The 11883-nt window shown below is 68.5% G+C and carries 15 protein-coding genes; 9 read left to right on the forward strand and 6 right to left on the reverse strand.

The genetic code is table 11. The annotated features are described in order from the left end of the window. The first annotated feature begins 13 nt into the window (after positions 1 to 13). Positions 14 to 1018: a glycerophosphodiester phosphodiesterase family protein gene (locus PSV00_RS00305; protein WP_300443436.1), complete on the forward strand. Its 1005-nt coding sequence runs from the start codon at positions 14 to 16 to the stop codon at positions 1016 to 1018. On the opposite strand, the gene PSV00_RS00310 is transcribed toward PSV00_RS00305, so the two are convergent. After that, entirely contained in the window at positions 1015 to 2865 is a 1851-nt protein-coding gene (locus PSV00_RS00310) for an ABC transporter transmembrane domain-containing protein (RefSeq protein ID WP_300443439.1), read from the reverse strand. The genes PSV00_RS00305 and PSV00_RS00310 overlap by 4 nt on opposite strands. A gap of 134 nt (positions 2866 to 2999) precedes the next feature. Between PSV00_RS00310 and rpmE the strand changes: the two genes are divergently transcribed. From rpmE to PSV00_RS00325, 3 genes are all read left to right on the forward strand, one after another. Beyond that, positions 3000 to 3224: a 50S ribosomal protein L31 gene (rpmE, locus tag PSV00_RS00315; RefSeq protein ID WP_300443442.1), complete on the forward strand. Its 225-nt coding sequence runs from the start codon at positions 3000 to 3002 to the stop codon at positions 3222 to 3224. Positions 3225 to 3364: 140 nt separating this feature from the next. Continuing rightward, a complete protein-coding gene (locus tag PSV00_RS00320; protein WP_300443445.1) occupies positions 3365 to 4921 on the forward strand; it encodes a L,D-transpeptidase family protein in 1557 nt (518 codons plus the stop codon). A 293-nt stretch (positions 4922 to 5214) separates the two neighbouring features. Beyond that, positions 5215 to 5949, forward strand: coding sequence for a hypothetical protein (locus tag PSV00_RS00325; RefSeq protein WP_300443447.1), 735 nt, complete (start codon positions 5215 to 5217; stop codon positions 5947 to 5949). A gap of 150 nt (positions 5950 to 6099) precedes the next feature. Here PSV00_RS00325 and PSV00_RS00330 read toward each other — a convergent pair whose 3' ends face one another. Next, on the reverse strand, positions 6100 to 6633 hold the full coding sequence (locus PSV00_RS00330; protein ID WP_300443450.1) for a DUF1465 family protein: 534 nt from the start codon (positions 6631 to 6633) through the stop codon (positions 6100 to 6102). Positions 6634 to 6721: 88 nt separating this feature from the next. Next, the gene (locus PSV00_RS00335) at positions 6722 to 6928 is read right to left on the reverse strand and encodes a DUF1192 family protein (RefSeq protein ID WP_300443453.1); all 207 of its coding nucleotides are present in this window, start codon (positions 6926 to 6928) and stop codon (positions 6722 to 6724) included. Between the two features lie 81 nt (positions 6929 to 7009). Between PSV00_RS00335 and PSV00_RS00340 the strand changes: the two genes are divergently transcribed. Further along, complete coding sequence (locus tag PSV00_RS00340; protein WP_300443456.1) at positions 7010 to 7984, forward strand: NAD(P)H-quinone oxidoreductase; 975 nt, start codon at positions 7010 to 7012, stop codon at positions 7982 to 7984. Between the two features lie 12 nt (positions 7985 to 7996). Here PSV00_RS00340 and PSV00_RS00345 read toward each other — a convergent pair whose 3' ends face one another. Beyond that, on the reverse strand, positions 7997 to 8611 hold the full coding sequence (locus PSV00_RS00345) for a beta/gamma crystallin-related protein (protein ID WP_300443459.1): 615 nt from the start codon (positions 8609 to 8611) through the stop codon (positions 7997 to 7999). 214 nt (positions 8612 to 8825) lie between these two features. On the opposite strand from PSV00_RS00345, the gene PSV00_RS00350 reads away from it, so the two are divergent. After that, positions 8826 to 9491 (forward strand): cell cycle transcriptional regulator TrcR, encoded by a 666-nt coding sequence (locus PSV00_RS00350; protein WP_300443462.1) that lies wholly within the window; start codon positions 8826 to 8828, stop codon positions 9489 to 9491. An 88-nt stretch (positions 9492 to 9579) separates the two neighbouring features. Here the strand turns inward: PSV00_RS00350 and PSV00_RS00355 are convergent, their stop codons facing one another. Then, positions 9580 to 9753, reverse strand: coding sequence for a DUF465 domain-containing protein (locus PSV00_RS00355; protein ID WP_300443464.1), 174 nt, complete (start codon positions 9751 to 9753; stop codon positions 9580 to 9582). Positions 9754 to 9868: 115 nt separating this feature from the next. On the opposite strand from PSV00_RS00355, the gene PSV00_RS00360 reads away from it, so the two are divergent. Genes PSV00_RS00360 through PSV00_RS00370 form a run of 3 tightly spaced genes read left to right on the forward strand, consistent with a single transcriptional unit; the run spans position 9869 to position 11208 of the window. Continuing rightward, complete coding sequence (locus PSV00_RS00360; RefSeq protein ID WP_300443466.1) at positions 9869 to 10483, forward strand: UbiX family flavin prenyltransferase; 615 nt, start codon at positions 9869 to 9871, stop codon at positions 10481 to 10483. Next, positions 10480 to 10944 carry a TIGR02444 family protein gene (locus PSV00_RS00365; protein ID WP_300443479.1) on the forward strand — a complete coding sequence of 155 codons (465 nt, stop codon included), beginning with the start codon at positions 10480 to 10482 and terminating at the stop codon, positions 10942 to 10944. The genes PSV00_RS00360 and PSV00_RS00365 overlap by 4 nt, the downstream gene beginning before the upstream one ends. Before the next feature lie 39 nt (positions 10945 to 10983). After that, on the forward strand, positions 10984 to 11208 hold the full coding sequence (locus tag PSV00_RS00370; protein ID WP_300443481.1) for a DUF465 domain-containing protein: 225 nt from the start codon (positions 10984 to 10986) through the stop codon (positions 11206 to 11208). An 18-nt stretch (positions 11209 to 11226) separates the two neighbouring features. Here PSV00_RS00370 and PSV00_RS00375 read toward each other — a convergent pair whose 3' ends face one another. Then, positions 11227 to 11790 (reverse strand): GGDEF domain-containing protein, encoded by a 564-nt coding sequence (locus PSV00_RS00375; RefSeq protein WP_300443483.1) that lies wholly within the window; start codon positions 11788 to 11790, stop codon positions 11227 to 11229. Positions 11791 to 11883: the final 93 nt, after the last annotated feature.

Consider the following 11883-nt stretch of genomic DNA (forward strand, 5'->3'; position numbering starts at 1 on the left):
CTACCCTGGGCCCATGTTTCAGATCATCCTGTCGGCCCTCGCCATTCTTGCCGGACCCGCCGCCTTGCCGACTCCCGCACCTCTCCTCCAGGTCATCGCCCACCGCGGGGCGTCCGGCGAACGCCCCGAACACACGCGCGCCGCCTATGACCTGGCCATCGACCAGGGGGCCGACGTCATCGAGCCTGACCTGGTCATGTCCCGCGACGGCGTCCTGATCGTCCGCCACGAGAACGAGATCGGCGAAACCACCGACGTCGCCGCCCATCCCGAATTCGCCGATCGTCAGACCCGCCGCACCGTCGACGGTCAGGTGGTCACCGGCTGGTTCACCGAGGACTTCACCCTCGCCGAACTGCAGACCCTGCGCGCCCGCGAACGCCTGCCCGCCGTGCGCCCGGCCAATACCGCCTACGACGGGACCGGGTCGATCCTGACCTTCCAGCAGGTCATCGATATCGCCCGGGCGGGCACGGAGCGGACGGGTCGCGTGATCGGCGTCGCGCCCGAACTGAAGCATCCGTCGCATTTCGCCGCCGCCGGCCTGCCGATGGAGGACGCCTTCGTCGCCGTGCTGGAGGCCAACGGCCTGACCGGGGCCGACGCCCCAATCCTGATCCAGTGTTTCGAGGTCGGCCCGCTGAAACGGCTTGCCGCCCGGATCGACGCCCCCCGGCTGCAGCTGATGAGCGTCGCCGACGGCCCGGTCGACCGACCGGACCTGACCTATGCGGCCATGGCCACGCCGGCGGGCCTGACGACCGTGGCGACCTATGCCGGCTGGATCGGGGTCGAGGCGGCGATGATCGCGCCTGATCTGGACCGCCCGCAGACCGCCCTGATCGCCGATGCCCATGCCGCGGGCCTCAAGGTCGCCGCCTGGACCTTCCGCGCCGAGGCGCAATTCCTGCCGCCGGGGGCCGCCGACCTGACGGCCTGGCTGACGGCCTTCCGCGACTTCGGCCTCGACGCCGCCTTCAGCGACTTTCCCGCCGCCGCCGTGGCCGTCGCCCGCTAATCAGCGCGGAACTGCAGCTCGGCCAGACGGGCATACAGGCCACCGCGGGCGATCAGCTCGGCATGGGTGCCCTCGTCAACCACGGCCCCGTCCTCCATCACCACGATCCGGTCGGCGCGCAACACCGTGGCCAGTCGGTGGGCGATGACCAGGGTGGTGCGCTCCTCCATGGCCGCGTCCAGCGCCGCCTGCACCAGCTGTTCATTGCCGGCGTCCAGGGCGCTGGTCGCCTCGTCCAGCAGCAGGATCGGGGCATTGCGCACCAGGGCCCGGGCGATGGCCAGCCGCTGGCGCTGCCCACCGGACAGGCTCTTGCCGCGTTCGCCCAGCGGCGTGTCGAAGCCCTCCGGCAGGGCGTCGATAAAGCCCAGGGCCTGGGCCTTGTCGGCCACGGCCCGCACCTCGTCCTCGGTCGCCGCCTCACGACCGAAACGGATATTCTCCAGCGCCGAGCCCGAGAACAACGGCGCTTCCTGCGACACCCAGGCGAAGCGGCGGCGCACGGCCACCGGGTCGGCCTCGCGCACATCCACCCCGTCGACCGAGACCACACCGGCCTGCGGATCATAGAAGCGCAGCAACAGACGGAAGACGGTGCTCTTGCCCGCCCCCGACGGCCCGACCAGGGCCACGGTCTCGCCGGGGCGTACCGTCAGGCTGAACCCTTTCAGCGCCGCCAGGTCGGGGCGGCCCGGATAGGCGAAATCAATCGCCGACATCGACACCTCGCCGCGCGGCGGCTCCGGCAAGGCGCGCGGCGAGGCCGGAGCGGCGATGCCCGGCGTGGCGCGCATCAGTTCGTCGATCCGCTCCATGGCCCCGGCCGCCTTCTGCACATCGCCCCAGCTCTCGCCCAGCGCGCCCACGGCCCCGGCCACAAAGACCGAAAGCAGCACGAACTGCAGCAGGGCCCCCGGCGTCATCCGCCCGCCGATCACGTCCTGGGCCCCCAGCCACAACACCAGGGTCACGCCGCCGAACATCACCACGATGATCATCGCCGTCATCAAAGCCCTGGCCTTGATCCGCACCAGCGACACGGCGAAGGCCCGCTCAACCGCCGCGCCGAACCGTTCGATGGCGCTGGCTTCGCGGCCGAAGGCCTGGACCGTCTCGATCGCGTCGACGCTCTCGCCGGCGAAGCCCACGGCCCCCGCGAACTCGTCCTGGGCGCGGACAGTCAGCTTGCGCACCCGCCGCCCGAACAGGAACAACGGCCCCAGAAGGAAGGGCACGGTCAGCAGCACCAGCCCGGTCAGCTTCAGACTGACCACCGACAGCAGGATCACCCCGCCGATCATGGTCAGGGCATTACGGAGGGCAAAGGAGACCGAGGTCGTCAGCAGGGTCTCGACCAGGGCGATATCCGTGGTCAACCGCGACAGCACCTCGCCGGTGCGCATCCGCGCATAGAAGGACGGATCCAGTGTCAGGATTCGGTCGAACAGGCCGGTGCGCAGGTCGGCGATGACCCGTTCCCCGGTCTTGGTGACGTAGAAATAGCGGATCGCCGTGGCCAGCCCCAGGAACAGGGCGTTGGCTCCCAGCACCAGGAACCAAAGGTTCAGGTCGCGACCGCCCTGATCAAAACCGTTGTCGATCGCCCCGCGCGCGGTCCCTGTCAGGGCCAGGGAGGCGGCGGTCGACAACAGCAGCCAGAAGACGGCGATCGCCGCATGGGCCTTGTGCCGCATCAGATAGGGCAGCAACCGCCCCAGCGGCCGCACGCTGCGAGCCTTGGCCCGCTTGGCCCCGGCCTCGCCCATCTGCTCGACCAGCAGGGCACCGGCACCGGGACGCCCCTCGGCTTCAAACGACGGGGCGATGGGCGGCGGAGACTGGGTCATGCGCCCGCCTCTTGCCCCGGAACGCCCCCCGGTGTAAACGCCGCCCCTTCTTCCCGCCGGAGCCTTCGGCGGGTTTTCTCATTGACGCGCACCGACGGTCGGCATCGTCATCGCGCAGAGACCGGACGACGACCATGAAAGCGGACACGCACCCCGACTACCATTTCATCACCGTGGTGATGACTGACGGCACGTCCTACCAGACGCGCTCGACCTATCAGAAGGAAGGCGCGACGCTGAACCTGGACATCGATCCCTCGACCCACCCGGCCTGGACCGGCGGCAACGCCCACCTGCTGGACCGCGGCGGTCGCGTTTCGCGCTTCAACAACAAGTTCGGCGGCTTCATCAAGAAGTAGTCGACTGAGGCTTCAGGGCCACGAAAAGCGCCGGTCGCAGGACCGGCGCTTTTTGTTTGTCCGGAACGCCGATACCATGGGGGCGTTCGGCCGGGGCGAGGACACCCTGTCCACCGCGCGGCTGAGCAAGAGCGACCGAGATGAACCGAAGGCAATTGGGATTTGGCGTGGCCGCTGCGGCCCTGACCACGGCGTCGACCGCCGCGACGGCACAGGTCCGCGACCCGGGCGCGAATGCCTTCTATGACAATTTCAACGATCAGCTGGCCCGGCTGCCTGCCGCTTTCCAGGGCGACGTCCGCGCCTTCTACGAGCTGACCGGCTGGCGTCCGGTCTGGAACGCCGACCGCCTGCGCGCCCTGCAGACCGCCGCCAGCCGGGCCGAGCGTCACGGCCTGTCCCAGACTGACTTTTTCAACTTTCCCGCCCTGGCCGTCGATCCCGCCGCGACCGAGATGCGCACCACGGTCGCGGCCCTCGGCTATGCCCGGGTCCTGTCCGAAGGGCGTATCCGCCCCGAGACGGTCGAGGACCTGTGGGAGATGCAGAAAAATCGCATCGACCTGCCCACCGGCCTGGCCGACTCCATCACCCGCAACACCCTGGTCGACTGGTATGAGGGCCTGGCCCCGACCGACATTGGCTATGCCAATCTGTCCGCCGGCTATGTCCGCTATCGCCGCCTGATTCGTGACGGGGGCGGCTGGCCCCTGTTCGCCGCCGGCCCGACCATCGAGCCCGATACCAGCGATCCACGCATCCAGCCCCTGATCCGCCGCCTGGTGGCCGAGGGCGACCTCGACGCCGCCGCCGGCACCCGCCTGACCCTGGCCGGAACCTTCTACGGTCCCGAGCTCCAGACCGCTGTGCGCAGCTTCCAGACCCGTCACGGCCTGGCCTCCGACGCCCGCATCGGTGCCGGCACCCAGCGCTCCCTGTCGGCCTCGGCAGAGGATCGCGCCCGCCAGATCGCCCTTAACCTCGAGCGCCGCCGCTGGCTCGCCCGCGACCTCGCGCCCGAGCGGATCGAGGTCAACACCGCCGCCGCCATCATGGTCTACTGGAAGGACGGCAAGCCGGTTCACTCCAACCGCGTGGTTGTCGGCTCACCGGCCAACCAGACCCCCAGTCTCGAAAAGCCGTTCGCCTCCGTCGTGGCGAATCCGCCCTGGTATGTCCCGGCCTCGATCGCCCGCAACGAGATCCTGCCGCGCGGCCCCGGCTATCTGGCCGCCAACAACATGTATATTTCCAACGGCACGGTGATCCAGCGCGCCGGACCGACGGCCGCCCTCGGCTATGTGAAGTTCGAGCTGCGCGACAGCTACGCCATCTTCCTGCACGACACCCCGTCCAAATCGGCCTTTAACCTGTCGATGCGCCAGCGCAGCCACGGCTGCGTCCGCGTCCAGGGCGCGGTCGAGTTCGCCCGCCTGCTGCTGTCACCGGATCCCGAGAAACTGGCCGAGTTCGACGCCGCCCAGGACAGCCGCGAGACCCAGCGCATCCAGACCGGCCGCGAAATCAGCGTGCGCCTGCTGTACTGGACCGCCTTCGTCGACGGTCAGGGCCGCGTCGCCTTCCGCGAGGATGTCTACGGCCGCGACGACAAGCTGGCCGAGGCTCTCGGTATCGCCGTCAGCCTGCCCCGGCCGGTCGATGACGGTGCCCGCGTCGCCACCGACGTCGGGCCGTAGGTACGCATTTCCCGACTGCGCCGACACGGCCAAACGTCCGCAATGGGTAGCGAGCGGCATTTGACCCCGGCGCTATCCCTCAAGGAAAGGCCCGTTCTGCCGACTACGCCCGCGCGACCCTGATCAGCGCCGGGAAACGCCGCCGGTTTGCCTGGGTCGGGTTCGCTGCCGGCGCACGGCACAGGATCGTGGACCATTCGTCGCAGACGCCGGAACAGGGCGGCACCGCCACGAAGGTGCATTATCCTAACGGCCCCGGTGTCGAACGCCGACCCTCTCCGACGAACGGATGCATGATGACACCGATTAGAAACCTGGCCCTTGTCTCCACCGTGCTGGCGATGCTCGCGGCATGCTCTGCCCCGGAGCCGACAAGCCCCGCTGTCGAGGTCGCCGACGCGACCAACAGCACCGTGCGGGTGCGCGGCACAGTCCAGTCCGTGACAGACGGTTCGCTGACGGTTCAGACCTGGGATGGCCGAACGGTCGCCGTGCCGGTTGCGGCGACAACGCGTTTTGTCTGGGTTGTAGCGTCCAGCCTTTCGACCCTCCAGGACGGCGATTTCGTCGGGACCGCAACAACGGGTCCGAAGACGGCGCTTCGTGCGCTGGAGTTGGTGATCTTTCCTGAATCGATGCGCGGCGCCGGCGAGGGTCACTATGCGTGGGACGTACCCGGCGTTGTCGCATCACGCGGTGGCGGCCCGGTCGTGTCGAGTGCGATGACCAACGGCACGGTCGCGAGCCAGAGCGCGATGACCAACGGGACCGTCCAGGCCCAGAGCGCCATGACCAACGGCACGGTTGCCGGCAGTGAAGCGTCGTCCGGTGGCCGTATGCTGACCATCTCCTACGAGGGCGGCACGGCAAACGTCACTATTCCCGAGGGAACGCCGATCGTGCGTTTCGAACCGACCGAAAGGCCTTCCTTGGCGGTTGGACAGAAGGTGTACGCCGTTATACCGCAGGGGACGACGTCTGCCGGCTTTGTGGCGATGGGCAAGGACGGCGTGACCCCGCCGATGTAGCCGGCCGGCCGTCATGGCCGATGCCCAGCCGATTTCGCCTCCATCACCAGACAGAATGATCCCGCTCCGGGGCTGAGCGAGCTGATCAGGGGACAGTCTGTCTCGGGATGGTGGAAGAGGTCAGCTGAAGGCCTGATGCCGTCCCGCCCCCTAAAGCCTGAACGCCGCTTCCAGCTTGCCCATCTGGCTCAGCACGGGATTCTCGGCCTCTTCCTCGGGACCGTCCAGATACATGCGGCGGTCCAGGTACAGGACCCGGCCGAACAGTTTCTCGGCCCGGACCAGATATTCGACCAGGGCGATCGGCAGTTCGGGATGGGTCGGGTCGATCTCGGCCTTGGGTTCGTTCAGCCGGTAGCGCGGCTCACACGCGGCTTCCGAGGCCATGTCGCCCTCGCGCACGGCGCGCTGGATCAGCAGCCAGGACGCAATCTGCATCAGCCGGGTGGTCAGCTTCATGCTCTCGCCCGCATAGGCCAGGGCCACGGCCCGCGACAGCATCTTGGATTCGCGGCGGCCGTCACCGTCCAGATAGGCGGCGGTTTCCTCGACCAGCTCCATCCCTTCACGGAACGTCCGGTCGAACAGTTCCGAGCGCGCGAAACCGTCGACAACCGCAGCGCGGCTGCGGCCCGAGGTGGAAAGGATGTTGTCGTCGCTGGCCATCAACTCAAATACACTCATGGAAAGCACAGGCGTCCGTATCACTGTCGGCCCATATCGGGGCCATCAATGTCAGACCAGCAATCGTCATGCCACGGGCCACGCCCGGCTACGAGCGGAAGTTGAACAGCGCGTCGGCGGCGCTCTTGCGTGAGGACTTGCCGTCCATGGCCGCGCGGGCCCGGGCGATCTCCGCCTCCAGCGCCTCGACCCGCTCGCCCAGTTCCTCGACCGAGAACAGGTCCAGATCCTCGCGCGCCAGCGCCGTCAGGGCCGCCCCGCGCTGCGGCCGGGGCTCAAGGTCTTCCAGAGTCATCGTCGCCTCCTTGGCTATGGACCGCGCGAAGCCCTATCTGAACGCCTGGACACAGACGATTGCAAGAGCGGGATGTTTCGGATGAAGGCAGTGGAAATCACCGGCGGATCAGGCCCCGCGACGGCCCTGGTCATGACGGACCGGCCCGAACCGGTTGCCGGACCGGGCCAGATCCGCATTCGCGTCCGCGCCGCCGGGGTCAATCGTCCCGACATCCTGCAGCGGCTCGGCCGCTACCCGGCCCCGCCCGGGGCCTCGGACATCCTTGGCCTCGAGGTCGCGGGCGAGGTCGACCAGATCGGTGACGGCGTGTCGCGCTGGGCGCTCGACGATCGCCTCTGCGCCCTGCTGGGCGGCGGCGGCTATGCCGAATATGCGGTGGTCGATGCGCGCCACGCCCTGCCCGTCCCCGATGGACTGGACTGGATCGCGGCCGCAGCCCTGCCCGAGACCGTCTGCACCGTCTTTACCAATGTGTTCGAGTCGGGCGGCCTGAAGGCGGGCGAGACCCTGCTGGTGCACGGCGCGACCAGCGGCATCGGCGTCACCGCCATCCAGATGGCCCGGGCCGCCGGGGCCCGCGTTATCGCCACCTCGCGCGGATCAGCCAAGGCCGCCGCCGCCCGGGCCCTTGGGGCCGACCTCAGCCTCGACGCCACGACCGATGACATGGCCGCCGCCATCGCCGGCTTCGGCGGGGCCGATGTGGTTCTGGACATGGTCGGGGCCGACTATGCCGCCCTCAACCTCGAGGCGCTGAAGCCATTCGGGCGCTGGGTGGTGATCGCCACCCTGTCGGGCAACCGGGCCGAGATCGATCTGGCGCGCGTGATGATGAAGCGGATCGTCCTGACCGGCTCAACCCTGCGGGCCCGTCCCGCCGACGAGAAGGCAAGGCTCATAGCCGCGGTTGAGGCCGTGGCCTGGCCCTGGGTCGCCGCCGGGGCCGTGCGCCCGCCGGTCGAGGCGGTCTTCCCCCTCGCCGAGGCCGCCCTCGCCCACCTCCGGCTGGAGGCGGGCGAGCACGTCGGCAAGGTGGTGCTGACGATCGGCTAGTGCCGACAGGGGTCAGCGGCGGTCGCGGCGGAGCGGACGCATCGACGAGATCCGGTCATTGATGCCCCACCGGCCCAGATTGCGAACGTCGTCGCTGAAGGTCTGGCACTGGCCACGGAAGTAGGCGTCGGTGCAGACCTCCCATTCGCCACGGAACCGCATCGAGCTGATGACGTCGTTGAACTGGGTATTGCCGAGATTCACGACCTCGCCGTCGAAGCTGTAGGAGGCCCCGCGGAAATCGGCATCCCGATAGACGGTGATCGAACTGCGGCCACCGCGATAGTTGCGGTCATTGCGATCGTCCCAGCGATCGCCACGGCCACGGCCATTATCGCCGCGCCGGTCCTCGTACTGGCCGCGAACCGGGCCGCAGACCAGCAGGCCGTTGTCATTGCCGATGTCATGGCTGGAACAGCGGTTCAGCTCGATCGACGTCCCGCGCACATTGCCGCGCGTGTCCCGGCAGTCGGCATACAGCCGGCCCTGGTTGACGTAGTCGCCGCTGCAGCTGCGGCTGTAGCTGCCGCGCGGCGAAACGCGCTGCGGCTCCTGATAATCATGCGGCGCGGCCTGCTGGGGCGCGGTCGTCAGGGCCGCCAGGGCGGCGAGGCTGGTGATCAACATGGGTCCCTCCATCTGATTGCGGCTGCGGATCGCGCCGTTAGGGCCAGCATCGGTCGCCGCAGATGAACCTTGGCTGTATGGCGCTGACGGTCTTCATTTTCTTTTCCCGCGAAACAGCCTATATCGTGACGATGCACGCCCGGTCGAAAGGCCGGGCGCCGTCGTATCCAGAGCCCGGCGACCGGGCTGACCAGACAAGAACCGGACTACGTTCATGACCGAAATCCTGATGCCCAAGGCCACTGCGGTCTGGCTGGTGGACAACACCTCCCTCTCCTTTGACCAGATCGCTGACTTCTGCGGCCTGCACCCGCTCGAAGTCCGCGGCATCGCCGACGGCGACGTGGCCCGCGACATCCGCGGGGCCGACCCCCTCGTCAACGGCCAGCTGAGCCGCGAGGAACTCGACCGTGCCCAGGCCGACGACACCTATCGGATGAGTGCCGTGGTCAGCCGCCACGCCGAACTGATGAAGGCCCACAAGCCGGCCCCGAAATACACGCCGGTCTCGCGCCGTCAGGACCGCCCGGACGCCATCTCCTGGTTCGTGCGCAACCACCCCGAGGTCACCGACGCCCAGATCTCCAAACTGCTCGGCACGACCAAGTCGACCATCGACAGCGTGCGCAACCGCACCCACTGGAACAGCGCCAACATCAAGCCGGTCGATCCGGTGACCCTGGGCCTCGTCGGCCAGCTGGCCCTCGACGAACTGGTCAGGAAGGCCGCCGACAAGAAGGCCAGGGACGACGCCAAGAAGGGCGGGGCCACCATGCAGCCGGTCGAGGCCGAACCGGCCGAGCCCGAGTTCGTGCCCGAGGCGCGCGAGCGTCGCGGGGCCGAGCCCACCGCCGCCTCGGTGTTCGGCACCAAGGACTAGGCTTTGTTCCTCCCCCATCGGGGAGGACAAAACAGGACGGCCCCGGGATCGCTCCCGGGGCCGTTTGTGTTTTCCGGAGACGCGGAGCCTAGCCCGTTCGCGCCTCCAGGCTGGTAATCTGTTCCTTGAGCTTCAATTTCCGCGTCTTGAGTTCCCTGAGTTGCAACGAGTCCACGGACGGTCGGATCCGTTCCCGCTGGATCGTCTCATCCAGTGAACGATGCCGGTTTCCCAGTTCGCGAATACGAGCCTCAATGGTCATGGCTTGCGCCTCCATGTCTAAGGGACCACACAATGAACGCCTGACGGAGGCGGCTGTGGAATCACAAATGGGTGACCCTGCCGACCGTCCGGACACGGAGACCCTGGACCCCAAAATGGCCGAAGATGTGAACGGAGCCATACGCAGCCATCCGCCCCGTATCGTGGTCGGGATTTCCGGCGCATCCGGCGTGATTCACGGCGCACGGACGCTCGACGCCCTGGCTGAACTCGGCGTCGAAAGTCATCTGGTCGTGACCCGCGCAGCCCTGCTGACCCTGTCCCAGGAAACCGACCTCAGCCCCGACGATCTGCTGGCCCGGGCCACCGTCGTGCACAAATTGACCGACGTCGGGGCCACCATTGCCTCGGGCTCCTTCCGGACCCTGGGCATGATCATCGCCCCGTGTTCGGTCCGCACCATGGGCGAGATCGCCACCGGCGTGACCTCGACCCTGCTGACCCGCGCCGCCGACGTGACCCTCAAGGAGCGCCGCCCCCTGGTGCTGATGGTGCGCGAGACCCCGCTGCACCTTGGCCATCTGCGCACCATGACCGCCCTGGCCGAGATGGGTGCCATCATCGCCCCGCCCCTGCCCGCCTTCTATGCCCGCCCGGCATCGATCGACGAGATGGTCGACCAGTCGGTCGGTCGCGCCCTGGACCTGTTCGGCCTCGACTGGGCCGCGGTGCGGCGCTGGGGCGGTCTCAAGGGGCCGACCGCGCCATGACCCTGTGGGACTGGGCCGTGCGCGCCTATGGCACCGAGGGGGTGTCAGAGACCTGCCTCGGCCTGCAGGACCTCCACGAACAGAATGTCCCCCTGCTGCTGTGGGCCGCCTGGACCGCCACCACCGGCCGCCGCCCGGACGCGGAGACGATCGAGGCCGCCGCCGATACCGCCCGCGCCTGGGACCTGGCCGCCGTCGCCCCGCTGCGCGCCGTACGCCGCACGCTCAGGGCCCCGATCCCGGACATCGATGATCCGGCACGCGAGGCCGTCCGGACCCAGGTCAAGGCCATCGAATTGGCGGCCGAACGCCATCTGCTGGCCGCGCTCGAGGCTCTGGCCCCCGCGCCGGACGCCGCGCCACAGCCACCGATCACCGCCCTGGTCGCCGCCGCCCGGACCTGGGGGGCGGTGACGCCACGCGCGGCCCTGGTACGTCTGGCCGAACGGCTTCCGGCCTGAGCCGCCCTCGGTTATAAGCAGCGACGCCGGGGCCGAACCATGAATGATGACCTACCCTATCTGAACGAGGATCAGCTCGCCCTGCTGGCGCGGCTCAAGACCCTGCAGACCGAACACGCCGACCTCGACGCCTCGATCGACGCCCTGGGTCAGCTGCCGATTCCGGATCAGCTGCGGATTGCCCGCCTCAAGCGCAAGAAACTCCTGCTTCGCGACGAAATCGCCAAGGTCGAGAACCGCATCCTGCCTGACATCATCGCCTGACCGGCTGACGACCGGGGCTCAGCGCGCCTTCTTGCGCACCCACATGGCGGCGTCGGCCTCGGCCAGCCAGACCTCGGCATCGCTGTGATCGGTCCAGCCGCGCACCCCGAACGAGCCGCCCAGGGCGACGCGGGTGCCTTCCCAGGTGAAGCCTTCATCGTCCATCGCCGCCGACAGCTTCAGGGCCTTCTCGCGGCCTTCCTCGACCCCGGCGTTCAGCATCAGCAGGCCGAACTCGTCGCCGCCCAGCCGTCCAACGGCGTCCGATTCGCGCAGATTGGTCAGCATCAACTCGGCCACCTGAACCAGGGCGGCATCGCCCGCGGCGTGGCCCAGCTCGTCATTGACCCGCTTGAACCCGTCCAGATCCAGATACAGCAGCACAGCCGGCACGCCATGGCGTTGGCAATAGGCCATGGTCCGGTTCATCGCCCCGATGAAGCCGCGCCGGTTCAGGACGGGGGTCAGTACATCGGTGTCCGCCGCCGCCTCGGCCGCCTCGGCCCGCGCCCGCAGGCTCTCGACCTCGGCGCGCAGGCGTTCGATCTCGATATTCAGGTCAATAGCGGCCGTCTGGCTCACGGTCAGAAAAACTCCCGGCGGCGCGACTCAGCCGTCGCGTCGGACCCCCATGCTACTGCCCTCGGTTGCGGGCGCAACGCGTGTGCTGTAACC

Origin of the sequence: Brevundimonas sp. (assembly GCF_029945885.1) — a bacterium.
Lineage (GTDB): Bacteria > Pseudomonadota > Alphaproteobacteria > Caulobacterales > Caulobacteraceae > Brevundimonas.